General features: G+C 61.9%; 22 protein-coding genes and 1 pseudogene. 16 read left to right on the top strand and 7 right to left on the bottom strand.

From position 1 onward, the window contains the following. Window positions 1-370: 370 nt before the first annotated feature. Complete coding sequence (locus OXH74_RS24880; protein WP_375739319.1) at window positions 371-868, top strand: ProQ/FinO family protein; 498 nt, start codon at window positions 371-373, stop codon at window positions 866-868. A gap of 181 nt (window positions 869-1,049) precedes the next feature. Here OXH74_RS24880 and OXH74_RS24875 read toward each other — a convergent pair whose 3' ends face one another. The 7 genes from OXH74_RS24875 to OXH74_RS24845 all read right to left on the bottom strand — a co-directional run bounded on the left by OXH74_RS24875 (window position 1,050) and on the right by OXH74_RS24845 (window position 9,677). After that, on the bottom strand, window positions 1,050-1,667 hold the full coding sequence (locus tag OXH74_RS24875; RefSeq protein WP_375739318.1) for a tyrosine-type recombinase/integrase: 618 nt from the start codon (window positions 1,665-1,667) through the stop codon (window positions 1,050-1,052). Between the two features lie 205 nt (window positions 1,668-1,872). Then, entirely contained in the window at window positions 1,873-2,220 is a 348-nt protein-coding gene (locus OXH74_RS24870; RefSeq protein ID WP_375739317.1) for a copper-binding protein, read from the bottom strand. Then, window positions 2,217-5,378: an efflux RND transporter permease subunit gene (locus tag OXH74_RS24865; protein WP_375739316.1), complete on the bottom strand. Its 3,162-nt coding sequence runs from the start codon at window positions 5,376-5,378 to the stop codon at window positions 2,217-2,219. Before OXH74_RS24865 ends, OXH74_RS24870 begins: the two co-directional genes overlap by 4 nt. Further along, window positions 5,375-6,847, bottom strand: coding sequence for an efflux RND transporter periplasmic adaptor subunit (locus OXH74_RS24860; protein WP_375739315.1), 1,473 nt, complete (start codon window positions 6,845-6,847; stop codon window positions 5,375-5,377). Before OXH74_RS24860 ends, OXH74_RS24865 begins: the two co-directional genes overlap by 4 nt. Continuing rightward, a complete protein-coding gene (locus tag OXH74_RS24855) occupies window positions 6,844-8,100 on the bottom strand; it encodes a TolC family protein (protein WP_375739314.1) in 1,257 nt (418 codons plus the stop codon). The genes OXH74_RS24860 and OXH74_RS24855 overlap by 4 nt, the downstream gene beginning before the upstream one ends. A 90-nt stretch (window positions 8,101-8,190) precedes the next feature. Continuing rightward, window positions 8,191-8,535, bottom strand: a complete 345-nt coding sequence (locus OXH74_RS24850) for a hypothetical protein (RefSeq protein WP_375739313.1) — start codon at window positions 8,533-8,535, stop codon at window positions 8,191-8,193. 209 nt (window positions 8,536-8,744) lie between these two features. Further along, window positions 8,745-9,677: an AraC family transcriptional regulator N-terminal domain-containing protein gene (locus OXH74_RS24845; protein ID WP_375739312.1), complete on the bottom strand. Its 933-nt coding sequence runs from the start codon at window positions 9,675-9,677 to the stop codon at window positions 8,745-8,747. A gap of 307 nt (window positions 9,678-9,984) precedes the next feature. On the opposite strand from OXH74_RS24845, the gene OXH74_RS24840 reads away from it, so the two are divergent. The 15 genes and pseudogenes from OXH74_RS24840 to OXH74_RS24770 all read left to right on the top strand — a co-directional run bounded on the left by OXH74_RS24840 (window position 9,985) and on the right by OXH74_RS24770 (window position 24,249). Continuing rightward, window positions 9,985-11,247, top strand: a complete 1,263-nt coding sequence (locus OXH74_RS24840; RefSeq protein WP_375739311.1) for an MFS transporter — start codon at window positions 9,985-9,987, stop codon at window positions 11,245-11,247. 51 nt (window positions 11,248-11,298) lie between these two features. Then, window positions 11,299-12,447: an iron-containing alcohol dehydrogenase gene (locus tag OXH74_RS24835; RefSeq protein ID WP_375739310.1), complete on the top strand. Its 1,149-nt coding sequence runs from the start codon at window positions 11,299-11,301 to the stop codon at window positions 12,445-12,447. 102 nt (window positions 12,448-12,549) lie between these two features. Next, window positions 12,550-13,569: an alpha/beta hydrolase gene (locus tag OXH74_RS24830; RefSeq protein WP_375741682.1), complete on the top strand. Its 1,020-nt coding sequence runs from the start codon at window positions 12,550-12,552 to the stop codon at window positions 13,567-13,569. 189 nt (window positions 13,570-13,758) lie between these two features. Continuing rightward, on the top strand, window positions 13,759-14,232 hold the full coding sequence (locus OXH74_RS24825) for a (2Fe-2S)-binding protein (protein ID WP_375739309.1): 474 nt from the start codon (window positions 13,759-13,761) through the stop codon (window positions 14,230-14,232). Further along, entirely contained in the window at window positions 14,229-16,517 is a 2,289-nt protein-coding gene (locus OXH74_RS24820) for a molybdopterin cofactor-binding domain-containing protein (protein WP_375739308.1), read from the top strand. Before OXH74_RS24825 ends, OXH74_RS24820 begins: the two co-directional genes overlap by 4 nt. A 247-nt stretch (window positions 16,518-16,764) precedes the next feature. Then, window positions 16,765-17,520 (top strand): YkgJ family cysteine cluster protein, encoded by a 756-nt coding sequence (locus OXH74_RS24815; RefSeq protein ID WP_375739307.1) that lies wholly within the window; start codon window positions 16,765-16,767, stop codon window positions 17,518-17,520. Window positions 17,521-17,535: 15 nt separating this feature from the next. Next, window positions 17,536-18,555 carry an XdhC family protein gene (locus OXH74_RS24810; RefSeq protein ID WP_375739306.1) on the top strand — a complete coding sequence of 340 codons (1,020 nt, stop codon included), beginning with the start codon at window positions 17,536-17,538 and terminating at the stop codon, window positions 18,553-18,555. After that, window positions 18,537-18,965, top strand: a pseudogene (locus OXH74_RS24805) (efflux RND transporter permease subunit); the annotation flags it as partial. The gene OXH74_RS24810 and the pseudogene OXH74_RS24805, both read left to right, overlap by 19 nt. Before the next feature lie 169 nt (window positions 18,966-19,134). Then, window positions 19,135-20,049, top strand: a complete 915-nt coding sequence (locus OXH74_RS24800) for a hypothetical protein (RefSeq protein ID WP_375739305.1) — start codon at window positions 19,135-19,137, stop codon at window positions 20,047-20,049. A gap of 278 nt (window positions 20,050-20,327) precedes the next feature. Beyond that, on the top strand, window positions 20,328-20,783 hold the full coding sequence (locus tag OXH74_RS24795; RefSeq protein ID WP_375739304.1) for an Hsp20/alpha crystallin family protein: 456 nt from the start codon (window positions 20,328-20,330) through the stop codon (window positions 20,781-20,783). Window positions 20,784-20,810: 27 nt separating this feature from the next. Continuing rightward, entirely contained in the window at window positions 20,811-21,182 is a 372-nt protein-coding gene (locus OXH74_RS24790; protein ID WP_375739303.1) for an Hsp20/alpha crystallin family protein, read from the top strand. A 27-nt stretch (window positions 21,183-21,209) separates the two neighbouring features. Continuing rightward, window positions 21,210-21,713 (top strand): Hsp20/alpha crystallin family protein, encoded by a 504-nt coding sequence (locus OXH74_RS24785; RefSeq protein WP_375739302.1) that lies wholly within the window; start codon window positions 21,210-21,212, stop codon window positions 21,711-21,713. A 747-nt stretch (window positions 21,714-22,460) separates the two neighbouring features. After that, entirely contained in the window at window positions 22,461-22,991 is a 531-nt protein-coding gene (locus OXH74_RS24780) for a chalcone isomerase family protein (protein WP_375741681.1), read from the top strand. Between the two features lie 11 nt (window positions 22,992-23,002). Then, window positions 23,003-23,542, top strand: a complete 540-nt coding sequence (locus OXH74_RS24775; RefSeq protein WP_375741680.1) for a DUF3833 domain-containing protein — start codon at window positions 23,003-23,005, stop codon at window positions 23,540-23,542. Continuing rightward, window positions 23,539-24,249 carry an SDR family NAD(P)-dependent oxidoreductase gene (locus tag OXH74_RS24770; protein WP_375739301.1) on the top strand — a complete coding sequence of 237 codons (711 nt, stop codon included), beginning with the start codon at window positions 23,539-23,541 and terminating at the stop codon, window positions 24,247-24,249. Before OXH74_RS24775 ends, OXH74_RS24770 begins: the two co-directional genes overlap by 4 nt. Window positions 24,250-24,362 lie beyond the last annotated feature (113 nt).

Genomic DNA, 24,362 nt, shown 5'->3' with positions numbered 1-24,362 from the left:
ACTTGCGACAATGCGCTCTCGCAGTTGCGCTGGGCTTGGGACGCCGATCAGGAAAGAAGGACTGCCGCAGCTCCAAATTGTTGCCATCAAAGCCAGTAGGTAGCAATGGTGTTCATGACTTGTCCTCCATGTTGAGAGAGGACAAAGCTGGATCAGCTGCGGTACACGGTCGCTAACCGACCCGAAGCAGCCCCTTGTCCTCAATCAGACCGGAACTGCCGCATACCCTGCCGCTCCATTGCTCGTCGGCGAGCGACTGGGATACCGCGATCACTTGCCTTGATCGTGCCGACGCCTGATTAGGCTGTTCTAAAAGACTGTATGGGATAACCTTGCGGCACGAATCAACCATGACGCTGTGAACTGAACGATGGGTTTTGAACAACTAGCTGAGCTGCGTGACCGCCTGCGGGCTGAAAAAGAGCAGGCAAAGACCGATAACTCGAAGCCGCGCAAGCGGAAGTCCGCCCCGCCAACAAAGCCTCGTGAGCAGGACCCTGCGGTGGAAGCGATCTGGCGATTGCAGAAGCACTTCCCATTGGCCTTCCCGGTCAATCCGGCCCCCAAGGTTCCGCTCAAGGAGGGCATCTTCAAGGATGCCGAGCAACACCTGGAGCTGCTGGGGATCACCAGAGAACAACTCAAGCTGGGCATCGCTACCTGGTGCCAGGGAAGTCGATACTGGGCAAGCATGACGGAGAATGCGCCGCGCTTGGACTTGAGCGGTCAGGCAGTTGGCACGGTGACGGCGGCTCAGGCGCTGCATGCGAAGCGGCAGGCTTCGCGGCAGCGCGGGCAAGCGCGACGTCTTCAGTCAAAGCCGAAACAGCATTCACAGGCCCTCGCCGCCGATACCGCTGCGGAATAGGTCGTGGATTGAAATCACTCGTGCCCAGCATCGAGTCGCCCAATCATTCAAGTCACTAGCAAGGCGCACGAGTCACTGCTACCCCGTGCCCTCGATGGCGCGGGAAGTGATGGTGAGGTGATTCGAATAGCAGCCAATGGCCGGTTAGCGACGGCCTCACTTCGACCGTCGCTATGCAGGGTCAAACCTCTGTCTGTTCCGCCATTTCCAAGGCGTCGTCGACCTCAATTCCTAGGTATCGAACGGTACTCTCAAGCTTCGTATGGCCGAGCAGGAGTTGGACTGCCCTCAGATTCTTTGTCCTGCGATAGATCAGCGATGCCTTTGTGCGTCTCATGGTGTGGGTGCCATACATCGCTGGATCAAGGCCAATGGATTTCACCCAAGCTTTGACGATTCGTGCGTATTGCCGGGTGGAGAGGTGGTCTGAGGTATGCAGCCGGCTCGGAAAAAGGCAGTCCTCACTGTGAAGCTGGGCTTGATGTATCCAGATTTCGAGAGCAGCCCTTGTTTGCTCGGTAATCTCAAACTGCACAGGCCGCTGAGTTTTCTGCTGCATCACGATGGCTCGTGATGACACATGCTCACCATGGGCAACGTCTCGCACACGAAGTTTGGTTAGGTCGCAGGCTCGCAGCTTGCTATCGATTGCCAGATCGAAAAGAGCCAAATCCCTGGTTCCCTCCGCGATCTGAAGCCGTACCCGGATGGCCCAGATATCTCTTAGTCGAAGCGGGGCTTTCTGCCCGACCAGTTTTCCTTTATTCCAAGGTTGATGGCTGGTGGTAATGGTGTTCATGGCTTGTCCTCCCTATGAGGGAGGACAAGGGTGACCAGTGAATGCAAGGGTCGCTAACGGCCAATAGCGGCCGCTGAAAGCTTGCAAACATCGCTCCATTGCGAGTGTTGGTCCCCTATGGCGGGAACACTCTTCTTCTCGGAAGAGGAGCCGTCTTGCAGCAGCACTTTCGCACTGAGATCGGACTCCTCGACGGTGCTGACCGTTATTCCGCCTTGGTGATGTTCAGAATGGAGGCATTCATGCCTTCCGCCTTGAACTCGAAGGTGACCTTCTCTCCCACTTCAACACTTTCGAGTTGTTCCTGGCTGGCAGCGAAGGCCATGGTCATCGCCGGCCATTTAAGGCTCGGCACGGCCCCATGGGAAATCGTGACCGTGCCCTTGGCTGGATCGACTGCCTTGACCGTGCCACTTGCCGTGGCGGTTTGCGCCTGCGCCTGGGCGGGCTCCTTTGTCGTGTTGCCCATGTTCATGCCGGACATATCGTCGGCGAGGGCGGGTAGGGCCGAGCTCAAAACGAGGGCAAATGCAGTGGTGAGTGCTGTTCTCATGAAACTTCTCCAAGGGTGGTTTGCGAAGTGGGGTGGGGTTGGGTACGACGGCGCATAAGCCAGTACGCCGCCGGGATGACGAACAGGGATAGCAGCGGCGCGGTGATCATGCCGCCGACCATGGGTACGGCGATGCGGCTCATCACTTCGCTGCCGCTTCCGCCACTCCAGAGGATCGGCAGCAGGCCGGCGATGATGACGGCGACTGTCATGGCCTTGGGACGTACGCGCTGTACCGCTCCTTCCCGAATGGCGCCCCGCAAGTCTTCGTTTGTCGTGTGCCCGGCATCCTGCTTCTCGGTCCAGGCGTTCTTCAGGTAGAGCAGCATGATCACGCCGAATTCGGCCGCCACGCCGGCCAGCGCGATGAAACCCACACCGGTCGCGACCGACAGGTTGAAGCCCATCAGGTAGAGGAACCAGACGCCTCCGGTCAGCGCGAAGGGCAGCGTGGCCATGATCAGCAGGGCATCGTCGAAGCGGCCGAAGGTGAGGTAGAGCAGAACGAAGATGATCGCCAATGTGGCCGGCACCACCAGTTTCAAACGGGCATTGGCCCTCTCCAGGAACTCGAACTGCCCGGAATAGCTGAGGCTCATGCCGGGCGCCAGTGTCACCGAGGCCTCGACGGCCTGGCGCAGATCCGCCACGACCGAGGCCAGGTCTCGCCCGCGAACGTCGATGTACACCCAACCCGAAGGGCGAGCATTTTCACTTTTGAGCATGGGCGGCCCATCGGTGATCCGGATCCGCGCCACCGTTCCGAGGGTGATCTGGCCGCCCTGGGCGGTATAGATGGGCAGTCGCTCCAGGGCATCGACCGAGTCCCGCCACTCACGGGGGTAGCGCAGGTTGATGGGATAGCGTGCGAGTCCTTCCACGGTCTCGCCGATGTTTTCGCCGCCAATGGCGCTGGCGACGATGGCTTGCACGTCGGCGATGTTCATCCCGTAGCGAGCGGCCGCCTGGCGATCGATGTCGACGTCGATGTAACGTCCGCCGGTCAGGCGTTCGGCGAGGGCCGAGGTCACGCCGGGTACCGTCCTGGCAGCACGCTCGACGGCCTGGGTCACCTGGTCGATTTCAGCAAGATTCGTCCCGGCGACCTTCACCCCGATAGGGCTCTTGATGCCTGTCGCCAGCATGTCGATCCGGTTGCGAATCGGCGGAATCCAGATATTGGTCAGGCCCGGCACCTTGACCACGCGATCTAGCTCCTCCACCAGCTTGTCGCTGGTCATTCCCGCACGCCACTGATCCTTGGGCTTGAAGCGTACCGTGGTCTCGAACATCTCCAGCGGTGCTGGGTCGGTGGCCGACTCGGCGCGTCCGGCCTTGCCAAACACACCAGCTACCTCCGGGACGGTCTTGATCAGCCGGTCGGTCTGTTGCAACAGCTCCGAGGCCTTCTGTGCGGAGAGGCCAGGCAGCGCCGAAGGCATGTAGAGCAAGTCGCCCTCGTCCAGTGGCGGCAGGAACTCTCCACCCAGCTGCGAAACCGGCCAGAGCGTGGTCAGGAATGCCAGAAGGGCCACCACCAGGGTTGCCCTGGGATACCGCAGCACGGCATCCAGCGCCGGCTGGTACAGGCGAATCAACCCACGGTTGAGCGGATTGCGCTGCTCGGCTGGCAGCCGTCCACGTATCCAGTAACCCATCAACACCGGAATCAGCGTCACCGACAAACCCGCGGCGGCGGCCATCGCGTAGGTCTTGGTGAAGGCCAGTGGGCCGAACAGGCGGCCCTCCTGGGCCTCCAGGGTGAACACCGGGATGAACGACAGGGTGATGATCATCAGGCTGAAGAACAACGCGGGGCCGACCTCGACCGCCGCATCGGTCATCACCCGCCAGTGCTGCTCGCCGCGCAAGGTTTCGCCGGGATGGCTGGCGTTCCAAGCCTCAACGCGCTTGTGGGCGTTCTCGATCATCACCACGGCGGCGTCGACCATGGCGCCTATCGCAATGGCGATCCCGCCCAGCGACATGATGTTGGCGTTGATGCCCTGGTAGCGCATGATGGCGAACGCGATCAGCACCCCCACTGGCAGCGAGACAATGGCCACCATGGACGAGCGCAGGTGCCAGAGGAACGCGGCGCAAACCAGGGCGACCACGATGAACTCTTCGATCAGCTTGTGGCTGAGGTTGCGCACCGCCCGCTCGATCAGTTGGCTGCGGTCATAGGTGATGACCAGCTCCACGCCCTCGGGCAGGCTCTTCTGCAACTCATCGAGCTTGGCCTTCACGGCGGCAATGGTGTCACGCGCGTTCTTCCCGCTGCGCAGGATCACCACACCGCCGACGGTTTCCCCTTCGCCATCGAGTTCGGCAATGCCCCGGCGCATCTCCGGCCCGAGCTGGATCGTCGCCACATCGCCCAGGGTGATGGGCGTGCCCTCGGGCGTTAGTTTCAACGGCACGGCACGGAAGTCGGCGAGGGTCTTCAGGTAGCCGGAAGCCCTGACCATGTACTCGGCCTCGCCCAGTTCCAGCACGGCACCACCGGTTTCCTGATTGGCCTTGCCGATGGCCTCGACCACTTCGCCCTGGGTGATGCCCACGTTGGCGAGGCGGATCGGGTCGACCTGAATCTGGTACTGCCTCACCATGCCGCCCACCGTGGCGACTTCGGCCACGTTGGGCAGGGTCTTCAGCTCGAACTTGAGGAACCAGTCCTGCAACGCTCGAAGTTGCGCCAGGTCGTGAGTGCCGCTGCGGTCGACCAGGGCATATTGGAATATCCAGCCGACCCCCGTGGCATCCGGGCCCAGCGCGGGCTTGGCGGCGGCGGGCAAGCGCCCCTGCACCTGGTTCAGGTATTCGAGCACCCGCGAGCGCGCCCAATACAGGTCGGTACCGTCCTCGAACAGCACGTAAACGAAGCTGTCACCGAAGAACGAGAAGCCCCTGACCGTCTTGGCCCCGGGCACCGAAAGCATGGTGGTGGTCAGCGGGTAGGTGACCTGGTTCTCGACGATCTGCGGCGCCTGGCCTGGATAGGACGTGCGGATGATGACCTGTACGTCGGAGAGGTCGGGCAGGGCATCGATAGGGGTGCTGCGCAGCGACCAGATGCCCCAGGCCACCGCAAATAGAGTAGCCAGCAGCACCAGGAACCGGTTGGCGACTGACCAGCGAATCAGCTTCTCGATCATGGCGCACTCTCCAGTTTCTCCAGCTGCTCGATCAGCAACCCGGAATCGCCCTCTCGCACTTTCAGGCTGATGCGGTCACCCGCTTTCAGGCCCCGCGCCAGTTCGGGCCTGGCCAGGGGAAAGGTCATGGTCATGCCGGGCATCCCCAGGGTCTTGAAGGGGCCGTGGGAAATCGTCAGCTCCTGGGCACCGACTTCGACGATGCTGCCCTCGGCTTCATGCAGGGTGGGCCGGTCGATGGGCATCGTTGGCTTGCCCAGTGCCCTGGCCTCGATACCCCGCAGGCTGGCTTCCGAATCGATCAGGAACTGCCCGGAGGCGACGACCTGCTGGCCGGCGGCCAATCCTTCGAGCACCGCTACCTGACCTTCGCTCTCCTGGCCCAGCTGGACTTCAACCGGGCGGAAGCGACCGTTTTCTTCCACAAGCATCACGAGCGCGCGTTTGCCCGTGCGAATGACCGCTTCACTGGGCAACAGAAGCAGGTCGGTCTGGCTTGGCTGGTTCAGCCGAACCTGGGCGCTCATGCCTGGCCGCAAGCGGCCGTCGGGATTGGCCAGCTCGATGCGCACGCGCAGCGCACGGCTTTGCGGGTCGCTCTCGGGAAGCACGCTGGAAAGCGCCCCGTGGATCACCTCGCCGGGTAGGGCTGGCAGCCGCGCTTCGACCGTCTGCCCGATTTGCAAGGCCCCAGCCTGGGACTCCGGGATGGCCGCCTCCAGCCAGACGTGTTTCAGGCCGTTGATCCGGGCTAGGGTCTGTCCGGCCGCCAGGGTCATGCCAATGCGCACCTCCAGCTCGCGAATCACACCCTTGATGGGGCTGGTCAGCGTCATGACCGGCCTGGCTTTTCCGCCGCGCTCGACCTGAGTGATCAGCTCCGCCGGCATCCCGAGGAGGCGCAGACGCTGGCGAGCCGCAGCCGACATGGCCGGGTCGCCGCTGCGGCGCAGCGCGAGAAACTCTTCCTGGGCGGCGGCCCACTCGGGAATCAACAGGTCGGCGAGGGGCTCGCCGGCCGCAATCAGATCGCCAGGTGCGCGGACGTAGGTGCGCTCGACGAAACCACCGGCCCGCGCCTGTACTAATGCCACTTCGCGCGCATTGAAGGCCAGGACGCCGCTTACTTGCAGGCTTTGCTCCAGTTTCCCCTTGGTGACCGTGGCCAACCGCACACCGAGGTTCTGCTGGATGCCCGGCTCTATGCGGACAGACGAGCTGTCATTCGCTTCATCCGCAAATTTTGGAACCAACTGCATGTCCATGAAGGGCGACTTGCCGGGGCTGTCGAACTTCTGCTGCGGGAACATCGGGTCGTACCAGTAGAGCGGTTGGCGCTCGTCGACGGGGGTGGCGACCCCGGGTATTCCCGTCGGACGCCCTTGGGTGGCAAACCAGTAACCGCCTGCCGCGCCTACGAGCAGGACCAGCCCCATCAGCGCGGGTACCTTCCAGGCTGCGCGGCTCATGGGCGGCCCTCCCCGTAGGTAAAGTACAGGCGGGCGCCAGCCAGTGCTTTCAAGCCTTGCACGTCGAGCTCCTTGAGTCGGGCCTGGACAAGCTCGCGCCGTGCCGCGATGACACTGGCCAGCTCGGTATTCCCGGCGCGATAACCCGCCAGGGCGAGCGCCACCTTCTCTTCGGCCAGGGGCACCAGGGTGGACTGACTGCGGGCCACCGCCCGATCCAGGCGCTGGTAGTCCGCCAGATCCGCTTCCAGTTGCTGGGCGTGCTCGCGCAGCAGGGCTTCGCGCTCGGCCTCCAGCTGACCGACCTGGGCCCGTCGCGCAGCGATCTTCGGGTCTTGGCGAGTACTGGAAAAAAGCGGCAGGTCGAAGGTGAATTGCACGGTCATCATGTCGCCGAATTCGCGCCCACGGCGCTGGTAGTCCACCTCCCAGCTCCAGTCGGATTTCTTCTCCGCTTCGGCCTCGCGCACCTGGGCTTCGGCTTCTCGCGCCATCGGCTCGTAGGTCGCCAGTTCGGGATGGCGATGCAGGGCGTGCAGGTACCTGGAAGCATCGATGGGCCAGTGCGGAAAGTCACCGGCAAGGGGCCGCGCAGCCTCCTGGCCGACCCAGCGCTTAAGTGCCGCTCGCGCCTGGGCCACCTGGAGTGCCAGATCGTCCTGCTGCTCCGCCAGTTGGGCCGCTTCCTGCTTGGGCTCGACCGCGTCCAGCGCCTGGCCGCGTCCTCCCGCCAGGCGGGCCCGAACGGTCTCCGCCAGCAGTCGGTTTTCCCGGAAGAAGTCGTCGAATCGGGCGAGTTTGCGCTGCTCGGTGTAGGTCGCGATCCAGGCCAGGGCGGTTTCCCGGCGGACTTTCACGCGTTCGGCTTCCGCCTCGGCTGTAGCCCGATCCACCGAAGCCTGGGCCGTTTCGACCCGCGCCTTGCGCTTGTCACGATTGGGCATCTCCTGCATCACGCCGACCATCTGCATGGTCATGAAGTCGCGGTCCAGGCTCCAGCGGTCTTCGCCCTCGATGGGGACGTTCTGCACGCCCAGGGCGAGCTTGGGGTCCGGCAGTTCGCCGGCGGGTATCGCGGCATTTTTCGCCGCATCCAACTTGGCCGCTTGAGCGGACAAGGACGGTGCATTGCGCTCTGCCAGCTGCAACGCGTCGTCCAGCGACAGCGAGGCCGCCTGGCTTGGCAAGGCAAACAGCATCATTGCCAGGGCGGCCGCAACAGGCAGCCCGGGGCAAGGACTCAAGGAAGTCATCTGACGATTCCTCTGAATATTCAGCGCGTAGGCGCGTGCCCTCCCGCAGTCGGAAGCGATGCAGGTGGGGAGTTCAGACAGGGAGAGGAATCAGACGCAGGGAGGTCGCCAGAGATCGGCAGGGGAGCGGTCGGGAACAGCTACAGGGTAGGAGTCGGCGAGCACAGGCCCGGTCAGGGTGACCGGTGGTTTCAGGATTGAAACCTGAAGCATGCTGCCGGTCTTGCATTCCTGGCCCGTCTTGCAGGCTTTCTTGCCATGCTCGGCCATCTTGTCCAGGTCATGGCAGCAGGCCATATCCATGTCCGCCATCTGGCTCATGCCGGCGGCTTGCATCGGACAGGCCTCGGCCGGCGCCTCGATGCCCGCCATCCCGCTCAGGGGAAGCGCCAGGCTGATCAGAAAGACGAGGAGGAACCGAAGGCGGCGTTTCATGCAGGGGAGTTTAGTCGTTGGCTAAGAGGTGGAGCAATTACGGGATGTCGGTTTCGTAGTGGCAAGTGAATCGATCCGTCTGTTTTCGAGCGAATTGGGCCGATGACAAACGGCTGCTTTTGGCCGATTTCTGCCCTAGCCGAGAGGCAGCTTCCAACCCAATACGACGCTCTATGGTCGTCGGGCAATGCGTTCTGCAGCTACTACGGTCAGCCGCTCGGCTTCGCCGCGTTTTCGCGCAGCGCGGTGATATCTCGTTTCGGCGCAACGCCGAACATACGTGCGTACTCGCGGCTGAACTGGGATGGACTCTCGTATCCGACTTCGAACGCTGCCGTCGAAACGTCCCGGTGCTCGTTTAGCATTAGGCGCCTTGCCTCATTGAGGCGCAGCCACTTCTGATACTGAAGCGGGCTCATTGATGCCAGTTGCCGAAAGTGGTGGTGAAACGAAGGCGTACTCATCTGAACGCGGCTCGCGAGGTCATCGACCCGCAGCGGTGAGGCAAAGTTGAGCTTCAGCCAATCGATTGCCTTGGCTATTCGGTATCCATGACCATCGACGGCGGCAATTTGTCTTAACCGGTCAGACTGGTCACTCATCAGCAAACGATAGTGAATTTCCCGCTGAACGAGCGGTGCGAGAGTCGGGATAGCTTCGGGCTCGTCCAGCAAGGAAACCAAGCGGAAAAACGGGCCCAGTATTGCGTCGGTGACCGTGCCTATGCCGACGCCGGCCGTTGCTGCGCGATCCCTCCTCGGGGGCAAAGTGCCGCTGGCAATGAGCTCGGCCAAGATGCGCTGGTCCAGCTTGAACGCCAGCCCCAGGCACGGGCGATCACGACTCGCCTTGATTACTTCGGAGTTTGCAGGCAGGTCGAGCGAGGTCACCAGAAACCGCGACGGGTCGTAGTCATAGGCATCGCCCCCAATCCACATCCTCTTCGCCCCCTCCACGACCAGGACGATGCTCGGCGGCACCATGCAGCTGTACGGGGGCGCCGTCTCATTACGACGAAAGAGTTCCAGGCTCGCTATTGCCGTACCGAAGTCACCGGTATCAGGCGTTCGCCTGCCGATATGCCTGATGAGCGCGTTCAAGTTATCACCCACTGGATTTCCAGCGGTCTGTGCAGATTTCATGTGGCTCCTCCCGTCTGGATAGCACTGTATCTGCGCGAGCTTCGCCAGCCTACAAAACACCAGCACTTTCATAGGATCAGGCAAGTAAGGCAGAGAAATCCGCTACTGGCCGTAGAGGCCCTCCCTCCAAAATGCCCATCTAAACAGGATCAATAAGCCCGGTCTGCCAAGGCGATGAGTACATGGGGCATTCAGGACGCCCCAGCCCGGTAGCAGAGCCTCGATGGGGCAAAGCCCGTTGCCAGCAGCCAGGTGGATCACATCGCCCTGTCGCGCTGGGCGTTTCCAGCGTTCCCGGGCACGATTCATGAGGGTAGGACCAGTGTTGCCACAGAACATTTCACAACATGATCGCGGCGAAGAACGGCAAGCATGGGGCGCCGTATTGGCGATTTCTCTTGCCGCCTTTGCCCTGGTCGCCTCGGAGTTCATGCCGGTCAGCCTTCTTACGCCCCTGGCGAGTGACCTGCGGATTTCCGAAGGTCAGGCAGGGATGGGCATCTCCGTATCGGGCCTGTTCGCCTTGCTCGTGGCGCTCGTGATCGCTCCGGTGGCCGCCAAGATGGAGCGCAAGCGAGTGCTCATGTGCATGATCCTGGTCATGGTCATCTCTGGGACGGTGGTCGCGTTTGCTGCCAACTACGAGATCTTCATGGTCGGGCGGGCACTGATCGGGGTGGCAATCGGTGGGTTCTGGTCTCTGAGCACCGCGACGGCGATCCGTCTCGTGCCTGCCCGGGACGTGCCGCGTGCCCTGGCTCTGGTCAACGGCGGAAACGCACTCGCTACGGTGATCGCCGCGCCGGCGGGTAGCTACCTCGGCGCCTTCATCGGTTGGCGCTGGGCGTTTTTCATCGTCGTACCGGTTGCCATTCTGGCGCTCGCCTGGCTGATGATCAGCATGCCGAAGCTGACGCCGCGTCCCGTATCGTCGGGATCAGGCAATGTTCTTTTGCTCCTGAAGAGGCCACCGGTTGCCCTGGGAATGCTGGCGGTCGCGGGCTTCTTCATGGGCCAGTTCATGCTCTTCACCTACCTGCGTCCGTTCCTCGAGACCGTGACGCAGCTTGACGTCTCCCTGGTTTCCTTCGTGCTGCTACTGATCGGGATATGCGGTCTCGTGGGTACGTTCCTGATCGGTGCCTTCCTCAGAGAAAGCGGCTTGTTCCGAATTCTGGTCGGCGTTCCGGTGGTGATGGCGGTGATCGCCATGGCGCTTGTGGCGTACGGCGACACCCTCATTGCCACAGCTACGTTGCTTGGATTCTGGGGCCTGATCGCGACGGCGACGCCGGTGGCCTGGTTCACCTGGATTGCGCGCATTGTTCCGGACGACGTCGAGGCGGGCGGTGGTCTGTTCGTTGCCATCTGCCAGCTCGCGATTGCCCTTGGAGGCACCGTGGGCGGGATCATCTTCGACTCGGTTGGCTACCGCGCAACATTCAAAGTGAGTGCTCTGCTGCTCGTGGTCACCAGTGTTCTTGCCTACCTGGCAGGTCGCTCGGCAGCCAAGGCTGCCGGAGACGCTGAGAACCGCCCTGCAGGCCCGCTTGTGGTGAGCGAGCCGTGACACGGCTCGTATTTTCCCTTCGACAAATACAACGTTTCAAAAGGAGTCAAAATGAATCCGTTCAGCTTCTATAACCCAACGCGAATCGAATTCGGCTCCGGAAAGGAAGCCACCATTGGCGAGCACCTTGCTGCCAGCAACGTGAGTAAAGTACTGCTCTGCTACGGAAGCGAGCGCATCAGGCACGACGGGCTTTTCGATGTCGTGGCCCACAGCCTTGCGGGGCAAGGAATCGAGTTCGTGGCGCTGGGCGGCATCGTCAGCAACCCCGTTCTCTCGAAAGTTCGTGAAGGTGTAGAGCTCGCCCGTGCGCATGACGTCGGTGCGGTGCTGAGCGTTGGCGGCGGATCTGTCCTCGACAGTGCGAAGGCGATTGCGGCCGGAGCCAGGTACGCAGGGGATGTATGGGATCTGTTCATCGGCGAAGGAGCTCTGACGTCGGCACTCCCGTTGTTTGCCATCCTGACGCTCGCAGCAACCGGTAGCGAAATGAACCCGTACGGTGTTGTGACAAACGAGGCGACCAACGAAAAGCTGTCGATCGGCAACGACCACACTCGACCGAAAGTCTCCATTCTCAGCCCTGCGAGAATGGCCGGCGTATCACGTCACTACCTCGTATATTCCGCCGCCGACATCATCTCCCACCTCATTGAGGTGTACTTCACCGCCACGGTTCAGCCCAGGCTCCAATCGCGTCTGGTGGAGTCGCTGATCAATACCGTTATCGATACCACGCAGATATTGCTGGATAACCCTGCCGACGAGGCGGCACGTGGGGAGTTCGCGTGGGCCGCCACGCTTGCGCAGAACGGTCTGACCTTCTCCGGTTGTGCCGGTTTCAGCTATCCCAACCATGCGATCGAGCATTCATTGTCGGCACTGTTCAACGTGCCGCACGGGGCAGGGCTGTCGGTCGTCATGCCTGCCTGGATGAAGTGGTATCAGGATCAGAACAAACCGCAATTCGAACGCTTTGCGAAGTCCGTATTCGGCCTGGAGTCGGCCGAAGAAGGCATCGCGGCGCTTGAGCGCTGGTTCGATGAAATCGGTACGCCGACTCGCCTCCACCAGTTGGATATTGCGGAGTCGGACCTGCCCGCCATCGTCGACAACGTCCAGATCAACGTCAAGGCGTTCGGCATCGCGGATGCCTACCCGCCCCATGTCGTCACGGACATTCTCAAGCGCGCCTTGTAAGGCAAGCCCAACACAGTCAGCACTTGAAGGAGAACGGTCATGGCCTCTTGCCTCGCGCCCGCGCGTCTTTTCAAAGTCGGCATCATCACAAGTGTTGTAGTGATGATGAGCGTACAGTCTGTCACCGCTCAGGCCCAGGCGAGTGCGGATGTCACCGCAGCACAGCTGGTCCAGACGTGGGACAAGACGTTTCCCAGGAGCAGCAAGGTTGATCACCAGAAGGTCACCTTTAAAAATCGCTACGGGATCACGCTTGCCGCAGATCTGTACTTGCCGAAGAACCGTGGGGATCAACGACTGCCAGCCATCGTGGTGGGTGGCCCGTTCGGTGCGGTAAAGGAACAGGCCGCAGGGCTGTATGCGCAGACAATGGCCGAACGTGGCTTCGTTACCATGGCCTTCGACGCGTCCTATACAGGGGAGAGTGGCGGTGAGCCGCGCAACATCGCCTCGCCAGACATCAACACTGAGGACTTCATGGCGGCGGTGGATTTTATCGGGCTGCAGTCCTACGTGGATCGCGAGCGTATTGGCGTAATCGGCATCTGCGGCATGGGGGGTATGGCATTAAACGCTACGGCGGCTGACAAACGTGTCAAAGCCGTTGTCGCCAGCACCATGTACGACATGAGTCGGGTCATGTCTAAAGGCTACAACGACAGCATGACTGCAGAACAGCGTGCGCAGGCGCTGGAGCACATGAGTCTGCAGCGCTGGGAAGATGCCGCCAGCGGAAAGCCTGCCTATCAACCGGCCTACAACAAACTGAGCGGCGGCGAAGCACAGTTCCTGGTTGAGTACGCCAACTATTACATGACTCCGCGCGGCTATCACCCGCGGGCAGTCAATTCAGGCAACTCCTGGTCGGTCACCACACCGCAGGCGTTCATGAACATGCCGATCCTGAGCTATATCCAGGAGATTTCTCCCCGGCCGATCCTGTTCGTCCACGGTGAGAAAGCTCACTCGCGCTACTTCTCTGAAACCGCCTATGCGGCTGCTGCACAACCGAAAGAGCTTCTGATCGTCAAAGATGCCACCCACGTCGATTTATACGACCGCCTGGACAAGATTCCCTTCAACGCAATCACCGCGTTCTTCACCAAGAACCTGCAACGTTGATCGGCGTTGAGACGAAATGAAATGAGCAGGCTTCGTCGTGATGCCGGTTTACCCGTGAGCGGCAGCCTTTCCGCTCACCACCCTCGGGAGCCTGCACTTGGCTTGACGGTTGCGGTGGATTGGCAGTGAAAGCCCGATCTTTTTGGTCTGCATTCAAAGCAATGCAGTCTTCCTGACAGGAGTTCGCCCATGATACGTCTTCAAATTAATGGCCAATCGACAGACGTTGATGTGCCCGACGAGATGCCTTTGCTCTGGGCGTTGCGCGATGAGCTCGGCATGACAGGCACCAAGTTCGGTTGCGGCATGGCAATGTGCGGAGCCTGCACAGTACACATGGATGGGGTAGCCATTCGTTCGTGCGTCACGCCGATCTCGGCTTTGGCGGGTCGAGCGATATCGACCATCGAAGGCATGCAGCGCGACCCTGTCGGTCAGGTCGTGCAACAGGCCTGGATCGAGAACAACGTTGCCCAGTGCGGCTACTGCCAGGCGGGCCAGATTATGACGGCTGTCAGTCTGCTGAAGACCAATCCGCTCCCCAGTGAGGAGCAGATTGACCAGGCAATGAGCGGCAACATTTGCCGATGTGGCACTTACCCGCGCATCCGCGCAGCCGTCCAGCAGGCGGCCGGCCAACTGGCGCAGGGAGACCCGCGATGAGCATCAATTCTGGACTCTCCCGTCGGGGCTTTCTGCAAGGCAGTATCGCAGCGCTGACATTGGCAGTGACGGCTAAGGGGTTGATTACGGCCGCCTGGGCAGAAGAGGGTACCCCGAGATATGGCGCCGATGGCATGTCGGGAGGAACGGTGGACGATCCGCTGATCTTTGTTTCCATCGCCGCCGATGGGACTGTCACCATCGTTGCGCACCGCGCAGAGATGGGCACAGGCGTGCGCACCAGCTTGCCGATGGTGGTTGCCGATGAGATGGAAGCCCGCTGGGAGCAGGTCAGGGTCGTGCAGGCCGAGGCCGACGAGATACGCTACGGCAACCAGAACGTGGATGGCTCACGCAGCGTGCGGCACTTCCTGATGCCCATGCGGCGTGTCGGGGCCGCGGCGCGGCAGATGCTCGAGGCTGCTGCGGCAGCACGTTGGTCGGTCCCCGTGTCCGAGGTCAAGGCCATTCAGCATGAGGTGGTCCACGAGCGCACTGGTCGTCGCCTGCGATACGGCGAGCTGGCAGTCGATGCAGCCAAGCAGCCTGTGCCTGACGCCAAGGTGCTCAACCTCAAGGATCGGAAGGACTTTCGCTATATCGGCAAGGATCAGGTACGCCTGGTCGACCTGGAGGCCATTGGCAAGGGGCAGGCTACTTACGGCATGGACATGCGCCTGCCCGGCATGGTGTATGCCGTCGTGGCGCGGCCACCTGTGGTTGGTGGCAGGCTGCGTCGCTTCGATGCCAGCAAGGCGCTGGCCGTAGCCGGGGTGCTGAAGGTCGTGGAGATACCGGCCATGAGCGGCGCGCCGGCCTTCCAGCCACTGGGTGGCCTGGCGGTGGTCGCGCGCAATACCTGGGCTGCACGGCAGGGGCGTGACGCCCTGCAGATTGAATGGGACGGCGGCGGCAATGGCGGTTACGACTCCGGGGAATTTCGCCAGACTCTGGCCGCCGCCGCCCGCACGTCTGGCAAGGTGGTGCGCAACCAGGGCGACGTCGCGCAGGCGTGGAGCCAGGCGCCCGAGAATCAACGACTGGTTGCGGAGTACCACGTGCCGCATCTGGCACATGCCTCGATGGAGCCGCCGGTAGCCACCGTGCGAATAAACGACGGCAAGGCCGAGGTCTGGACCTCGGTGCAGAATCCGGTTGCGGCGCGTGATGCGGTTGCGGCGCGCCTGAAGCTCAAGCCGGAAAACATCAGGGTCAATGTACTACTGCTGGGCGGTGGTTTTGGCCGCAAGTCCAAGCCTGACTTCGTGGACGAGGCCGCCGTTGTCGCGCAGGCAATGCCCGAGGGCACCCCGGTCAAACTGGTTTGGACGCGGGAAGATGACATCCGGCATGACTATTTGCACACCGTCTCGGTCGAGCGCTTGGAGGCAGTGATCGATAGCCGCGGGCAGGTCAGGTCCTGGCTGCACCGCAGTGCCGCGCCCACCATTGCGTCACTGTTCACACAGAACGCGATGGGACAGCAGATTTTTGAATCTGCCATGTCGGCGATCAACATGCCCTACCGCATCCCCAACGTGCGCGTGGAAACTGCCGCGGTTCCTGCTCACGCTCGTATCGGCTGGTTCCGCTCGGTGGCCAACATCCCCCATGCCTTTGCAGCGCAGTGTTTTATCGCTGAACTGGCCCTGCGAGCGGGCAAGGATCATCGAGAGTTCGCCCTTGACCTGATCGGCCCCGCGCGCCGGATCGACCCGGGAGCGATGGCCGACACCTGGAACTACACCGAGTCGCCCGAGCGTTACCCCTACGATACCGGGCGCCTGCGCGCGGTAATCGAAGCCGCATGCGCGGGCGCGGGGTGGGGCCGCAAGCTGCCCGAAGGCCACGGCCTGGGACTGGCGTTCTGCTACAGCTTCCTGAGCTATACCGCCACCGTGGTTGAGGTGGCGGTGGACGACAAGGGCGAGGTGCACGTGCTGAGCGTCGATATGGCAATCGACTGCGGCCCGCAGATCAAGCCCGAGCGTATTCGCGCGCAACTCGAAGGCGGCGCCATCATGGGGTTGAGCCTGGCGCTACTGGGCGAGATCACCTTCGCGAAGGGGCGCGTCGTCCAGAGCAACTTCCACGACTATGAGGTGTTACGACATAACGCCTCACCACGCACGATACGTACCCATCTGGTCAACGACGATCATAACCTGCCGCCTGGCGGTGTCGGCGAGCCGCCGGTCCCGCCGGTGGCGCCGGCGCTTTGCAACGCAATCTTTGCCGCTACTGGCAAGCGGGTGCGCAGCCTGCCGGTGCGCAAGGTGGTTTAAACCCCTGTCGGGACCTACTGCCCTTTCCAATAGCCAAAATTTGCACGCTCAGAGGATCAGGCAAGTAATCCAGCGAATTGGGTGCTGAATCAGCCGCGCCTGCCAAGACAATAGCCTTCTTGAAGTGAGGAATATTCAACTCCATGCATGTCAAGGTTGGCGCCGCCCACGTGGGCAATCCGCTTCATATAAGGCACCGCCGCGTCATGGTCGGGAATACGAGCGTGCTGCTCGCGGGAGCTGTCGTATGTATGGTGCCGGCGCAGTGAAGTTCGCCTGCGTGGGATGCGGTGCCTGCTGCCGTGGCCGATTCGTACCGCTGCCCCAGGACGAAGCCTTTGCCTGGCTTGCCCGGGGTGGGGAGGTGGCGATCCTGCTCGAAGCATTCCTGCTCGAGCCCGCGCGAAGCCATGAACCACGCTATGCCCATGACAGTGGTCGCGCTGGCATCGGCAGGTCGGGCTCTGCAGACCTCAATGTCATCGCCATATTCGCCGGCGTGGCGCAGCCGCAGTGTCCTAACCTGGGCGCAAATAACCTTTGCGCAATCTATGCGGAGCGGCCCCTGGTTTGCCGGATCTATCCGATGGAGATCAATCCTTTCATCCCGTTGAACCCCTCGGCGAAGGATTGTCCGCCGGAATCCTGGGGCAGCGCCGACAGTGAAGTGCTGATAGCCACCGACCGCCGTGTGAATCCCGAGTTCGCGGCGTTGATCGAGGATTCGCGCGAGGCGGATCGACGCGATGCTGCATCGAAGCTGCCTATCTGCCAGGCCTTGGGTTATTCGGTTGCGGGTTGGAAAGGCAATGGGCTGACTCTTTACCTGCCAGAGCGGCAACGTCTTGTCGAAGCCTATTCCGCCGCGGCGCAGCGGCCGGTGATCGCTTCGCAGTGGACCGTACAGGTGCAGGGGACGGCGTTGGAGGACTCACTGCAGCGCCGGGGAATCCGATTGAACGACACCGCCAGCGAGCACGCTTTCGTGCCGGCTGGGCAATGAGGTTGCGGAGCCTGGATGGAAAGTATCGATCTGTTGGTCCTGCGAACCGCCCGTGACTGGCTGGCCGCAGGCGAACGCGTGATGCTGGTGACGGTGGCGCGCACCTGGGGTTCTTCTCCGCGGCCGGTGGGCTCGATGATGGCCCTGCGCAACGACGGCCGCGTTGTAGGCAGCGTGTCGGGCGGATGCATCGAGGATGACCTCATTCATCGACATACCACCGCCTACGGCGGAACAGGGTTGCCACAAGCTCGCCCCCAGCTGGTTCGCTACGGCGTGAGTGCTGACGAAGCGCACCGTTTTGGCTTGCCTTGTGGCGGTACGCTGGAGCTGATCCTGGAGTTCGAGCCCGACCTGACTGCTCTGCAACAACTGCTGGGGTGCCTCGATCAGGGGCAACTGATGCAGCGCAAGCTGGACATCGAGACGGGGCGAACGAGCCTTGAAAGCACGGAAACACCGGATGAGTTCATCTTTGACGGCAGGCGGATGATCAGCACGCTCGGCCCGGGCTACCGCATGTTGCTGATCGGCGCCGGCGCACTGGCCGAGTATGTCGCCACTATGGCGCAGTTCAATGGGTTCCAGGTCACCCTCTGCGACCCTCGCCCTCAGTACCTGGAGAGTTGGAGCGTTGCTGGCGTGCAGCGCATTCAGGACATGCCGGATGACGTCGTCAGAGCCTTTGCGCCGGATGTCCGCAGTTGCGTCATCGCGCTCAGCCACGATCCGAAGCTGGACGATCTGGCCTTGCTGGAGGCGCTGCGTGGCCCGGCGTTCTACATCGGGGCCATTGGCTCGCGGCGCAACAGCGAAAGCCGGCGCGCTCGCCTGATCGAGCATTTTGGCGAGACGCAGGAATCGCTGCAGCGCCTGCGCGGGCCCATCGGCATCTATATCGGCAGCAAGACCCCGCCGGAAATCGCAGTCAGTGTCATGGCGGACGTTCTCGCTGCCAAGAACGCCGTCGCTCTACCTGCGGAACTCACAGTATCCCATGCCAAGCAACTACAGGATCGGCGCCGCCGGGCCTGATCGGCGTGGTGCCGGCGCTGCTGGTATTCCAGTCGCCGCTGGGCTTCGTCGCGATCCTGGGGATCATCGCCCTCGGCGGCATGATCATGCGTAACTCGGTGATCCTGATCGACCAGGTGCAGATCGAGATCTCCCAGGGCCGCGACCCGTGGAATGCGGTGCTGGATGCTGCCATTCACCGGGCTCGCCCGGTGATGCTGACGGCGCTGGCTACCGTGCTGGCGATGATCCCGCTGACGCGCAGCGTGTTCTGGGGGCCGATGGCGATTGCGATCATGGGCGGCCTCACCGTGGCGACATTGCTGACGATCTTCTTCGTCCCAGCGCTGTATGCCGCCTGGTTCAAAGTGCGCCGCCATGCGGCTGCCGGTGACCAGCAGGTGACGGCCGGTGCCGCGCTCAATTCCTGAGTGACGGGCGCGGCGGCACTGCGCCTCAACCTCATCGACGAAGGCTGATCAGGTCCGATCAGCCTTCGTCGAGTCAAGGCCGGGGCTTGGTCGCGACATTGCTGAGTTGCGTTCGACGGGCAGCCAACCAGTCGCTGCGCGCCTCCGCCATTTTTGGAGCATCAACACCATGCTGAAAATGTTCGGGCTTACCCTGACCGTCTTGCTTGCCGTTGTCGCTATTGCGCTGTGGACCCTGCTTGGCCAGTTCGAGCCCTCCATCAAATCCGCCATCGAGACCGAGGGTGCCCTGGCCACGCAGACGCAGGTGCTTGTGGGCAGCGTCGAGTTCTCGCCCTTCACCGGTCTGGGCGGGCTCGATGGGTTTACCGTGGGAAACCCAACCGAATTCGCTTCGCCCTACGCCGTAGTCGTGGACCGTGTCGCCCTGCAGGTGGAACGCGGCTCCCTTCTCGGTGATGGGCCGATCATCGTTGAGTCCGTGACCGTCATCGCGCCGCAGATTACCTACTCAGCGCGGAGCCCCTCGGCCACCAGCAACCTGGAAACCATCAAGAATACAGCCAGGACCTATTCCTCCACCCCGGCCGCCATTCGGGCCGGCAGCCACGCACGCAAGATCATCCTCCGCGAGATTATCGTCATGGGCGGCTCGATCTCTCTTGATGTCCCCCTGCCTGGAGGTGCGCTGGTGGTGCCGCTGCCTCCGCTGCATCTCACCGACATCGGCGCGTCGACAAATGGCGCCACGCCGCCCGCGATCATCCGCGCCGTGAGTGAGGCGATTGCGGAGGAAGCGAAGAAAGCGGTTGCCAAGATCCTCGCCCAGAAGCTCAAGTCCGTTGTCGGCGGGCTCAAGCCGCGCGCGGGTCAGCTACCGAAGTCCATGCCGTCGGCTCCGCCCCTGCCGACGCCGCCGTCCTTGCCGTCCCCTCCGACTTCTCCATCGCCGCAATCCTTGCCGTCCACCTCGGCTCTGCCATCGCCTGGATCCTTGCCGACCCTACCGTCCCCTCCGTCCATGCCATCCTTGCCACCTCTTCCGCCCGGCCTGAAACTCTTGCCGGCCTCGTCCGGCTTTTAGGCCGGACCGGACGAGTGAAGGCGAGGTGCGTTTGGCTGCACCGCCGAACCTGACCGAGCTCGAGAAGCCCGGATTTAAGCCGTTCCCCGGGCTACATCCAGTGGGGCCAGGGCAAAGATTCAACGTGCAAAAGGGTGGAAATATCTAATTCCATAATCGACTAAGCCAGGACTTGAAAACCTTGAAATCGCTTGCATATTTCCTGTCGCAGGGGCCATACGAACAACTGTGAGGCTTCCTGGTCGAGATCATGTCAGTCAGCCAGAAGGAGGTTTGTCATGTACGAGTCCCTTCTTAATCTGTCGAGCGATCCCATTGCCGAGTTCGAGAGGCTGCAGCGCGAACTGCAACAAGTCCTAGGCACAAGACTGGGGCGTCCAGGCAGCATTCGCGCGCTGGCCAGTGGTGCTTTCCCGGCGATCAATGTGGGAAGCACGCCGTCCAGCATAGAAGTCTATGCCTTCGTTCCCGGTGTCGATCCGAGCAGCCTTGATCTGCAGATCCATCGAGGTCTGCTATCGATATCCGGCGAGCGCCGGCCGGCACGGAGCGCGGAGGATGGCAATTGCTCCGTGTACGCCAACGAGCGTTATTCCGGACGCTTCAAGCGTACCGTGAGCCTCAACGATGAGGTCGATACCGACAAGGTCGAAGCTCATTATTGCGACGGCGTTCTCCGCATCTCGCTACCTCGGCGGGAGGCTGCGCAACCCAGGCGCATAACCATTCAGTAACAGCATCGGTTTGAAGGAGGAATCACCATGAACGACAAGCAAGCGGTCGTGCGCGGCGAGACTGAAACCCAAACACTGCTGCCGCGTGTCGATGTCTTCGAAGATGACAACGGAATCCAATTGTTTGCGGACCTTCCGGGCGTGCCCAGGGAGCGACTCGTGGTCAATGTGGAAGGTGACACGCTTTTGTTGGAAGGGGAGATCATGCCGGAGATGTCCGAACACCTGGAGGCCGTCTATGCCGAGGTCCAGCTGTCGCGGTTCCGGCGAGCCTTCACCTTGAGTTCCGAGCTGGATACTACACAGATCGATGCTGAGCTACGGGACGGTGTGCTGAACCTGCGTGTCCCCAAGCATGCGCATGCCCAGCCTCGGAAGATCGTCGTGAAAAGCGAGTAGGGCCTTGAGTGTTTGGAGGTCGACCCCATGGACAAACTAGCTGAACTCAAGCAGGGCCTGGAGGAAACCTGGCATTCGCTGGGTGAGGGCTGGCGCCAGCTGCGTGATCGCGCCAGCGAGGCGCTGACACGTTTCACGCCGGTAAACCGGAGCAGGAACTCGCTGGAAGATGCTCACTCGCCACCGGCACTTGCTTCAAGCTGGGGATTGCTGGCCGGCGATCTCTACGAGGACGGCGAGCAGATCGTCGTCCGCCTGGAGGTGCCAGGCATGGTGAAGGAGGATCTGGATCTAGAGGTGAGGGGAGATGTTCTGATCATCCGCGGTGAAAAGCGGGTCGAGCAAGAACAGGGCAATGGGCGCTATCGAGTCCGCCAGTGCACCTTCGGCAGTTTCCGGCGCAGCTTCCAGCTTCCTGCACCCGTCATTGCTGAGAAAGCCAGAGCCAGATGCAGCAACGGCGTGCTGCGTGTCGAACTGCCCAAGGAGGAGCGCGTGCGTGGCCGACGCATTGAGGTTCGCTCGGGCTGACACTGCGATGCCTGGCGTTCATCTTGCCTGTCACAGGTAAGCGAAAGTGCCTCGTCACCAAGGCAGCCCGCCCGCGACAAACTTGCGGGCGGGCAGTTCTTAAACAGCGGAAATGTGGAGGTTGGAGGTTGCCGCGCTTGATCAGAGCAACAGGGCCAGACAGTAACCCTTGATCGCCAATTGTGTAAGCGTCAGGGGAGGGCGAGTCCGCTAAAACTGTGCAGGATCGGCGTTTCCTCTCTCTTGGAGTAACAGCGCGTTTTGGGCGCTTTAGAAGGGCAAGTCATGATTTCTTACCTGCGCCTGCCGATGGATTCACGTCCGAACTGACTCGAATGGACAATACACTCTGGAACGTATGGGTCACACAGTGGAGGCGGTTGAAGCTCATCGGTCGCGATGCATGGGTACAAGGATTCGTGCCGGGTTCTACCCCAGTTCGCATCGAGGAATTCTGTGTGAAAGCTCGATAGCTGTTTCACCCTCCCAAGCAACGCCTCGTCAAGCTGGGCACTGCCTATGGCTCGGGTTGATCGAGGCATCGACGTCCTTGCCAGCTTGGCACAGCGTCATCCAACCATTCCCTGGTGATTGGCTGCTTCATCGGTTGGGAGCAGCCACAGCTGGACTGCGCAGTCTGGTCGCGCTATAAACTGTACAAGATTAACAATTGTACAACTATTTGTAGCGATCGCAAGGCCGGGCAGGCGGAGGAGCAAGGTGGCACTAGGCTGGGTGCTTGAGCACATGCTCAGCAAGGTGAGCGGTCTCGCCCTGGCGCTATTGTTGGGCACGACAGCGGCTCTGGCAGACTGGCGTGACGACTTGCCAGGAGCGCGTGCTGTTGGTACCGGCGAGCTGAAATGGTTCGGCATTGCAATCTACGAGGCGAGGCTCTGGAGCCGGGAGGTGAGTCCAGCGCTGGACCAGCCCTTCGCCCTGGAGCTGACCTACCACCGCGAGTTCAAGCGTGACACCTTGGTCGAGGTCAGCCTGGAGGAAATACGCCGGCTCGGTGGCGAAGGGCTCGACCCGAAGCGCTTGGCGCAGTGGACGTTTGAAATGCATGAAGCATTTGTCGATGTGGTCCCCGGCCAGAGCATTACTGGCTTGTACTTGCCAGGCCGGGGCTGCCGCTTTTATGTGGATGGACAGCTTAGGCGGGAGGTGGCGGACCCGGACTTCGCCCGCGCCTTCTTTGCAATCTGGTTGGACCCGCGCACTCGCAACCCCGAGCTGCGCCGCCGGCTGCTTGGTTTTGAGGTAGCCGCCGAATGAAGCGCTTGCTCATGAGGCCCATGCTGCTGTTCTTGGCCTGGATGTGCCTAGGCGGCTGCGCCGGCGCCAGCGTCGAACGCTACGCCCGCGACCAGCCGTCCCAGGACTTGGTGCATTTCTTCGCTGTTCCGGTGGAAGCCTGTGCGATCTTCCAGGCGTGGTCGGGCGAGGTGGTCAAGTGCTTCCAGGCACAGATCACCAGCCGACGCGACGGTGACCAGTTGATCCTCGATGAACGTTTCCTCTATAGCGACGGCTTCCGACAGCGTAGGGTCTGGACCCTGACTCCGGATGCTCCTGGACGTTGGCGTGGCCGTGCCGCCGATGTGATTGGTGAGGCGTACGGCGAAGTGGCGGGTAATGCGTTGCAATGGCGCTACCAAATGAATCTGCCTGTGGACGGTCGGCCCCTCGAGGTGACCTTTGACGACTGGATGTACCTCATGGACGAGGACACCCTCATCAACCGATCGAACATGAGCAAGCTCGGTGTAGAACTAGGCCAGGTGATCCTGTTCTTCCGCCGGCAGTCGGGCGGGCAGGGCGTATGAGAGAAACCCTGAGTCTTAAGTCGATGGACGATGGTTACCGTGCACTAGTGATTGGCGCGAGTGGCGCATTGGGTACCGCCTTCTGCGAACTGCTACGAGAAGACCCACGCTGCGTCGCAGTGCGAGAATTAGGGCGCGGGAGCTTGCCTCGGCTTGATCTGGAAGACCCGCCGAGCATCGCCCGGGCCGCGGCCGAGCTTTCAGTCGAGGCACCGTATCAGTTGATCCTGCATTCAGCCGGCTTGCTGCACCGTCCGGGCGTGCAGCCGGAAAAGTGCCTGGCCGCGATCGAAGCGGACACCATGCAGGCAGTGTTCCAGGTCAATGCTATTGGGCCGGCGCTGCTCCTGCGCCACTTCCTGCCGTTGCTACATGCAAGGGGGGCGATGGCGCTGCTTTCGGCGAAGGTGGGGAGCATCGGCGACAATCGCCTGGGTGGCTGGTACGCCTACCGCGCTTCCAAGGCGGCGCTGAACATGCTGGTGAAAACCGCTGCCATCGAACTGGCTCGCCAACGACCTCAGGCGCGCCTGCTGAGCCTGCACCCCGGTACGGTGATTTCCAAACTGTCCGAGCCTTTCCGAGGTGCGGCGCTGGCGCGTCCGGCGCGGCAGGCAGCAGCAGATCTGCTGGACCTTATCGATCGCCTCGGGCCTGCTGAGAGCGGCGGTTTCTTTGCATACGACGGTGAGCGCCTGCCCTGGTAAGCGTGGAGGAAGTATGAATCTGAAAGCGCTGGCCAACCTGAACGCCTGGCCGAGGATTTACAAGCCCGAGATGGCGTCGCTGGTTGCCGGTTGCGATATGGCATGCCTGCAGC

It is taken from the genome of Metapseudomonas boanensis, from assembly GCF_042232855.1.
Taxonomy (GTDB): Bacteria; Pseudomonadota; Gammaproteobacteria; order Pseudomonadales; family Pseudomonadaceae; genus Metapseudomonas; species Metapseudomonas boanensis.
Note: the sequence above shows the minus strand (reverse complement) of the source record. Positions and strands in the feature narration are given on the sequence as shown.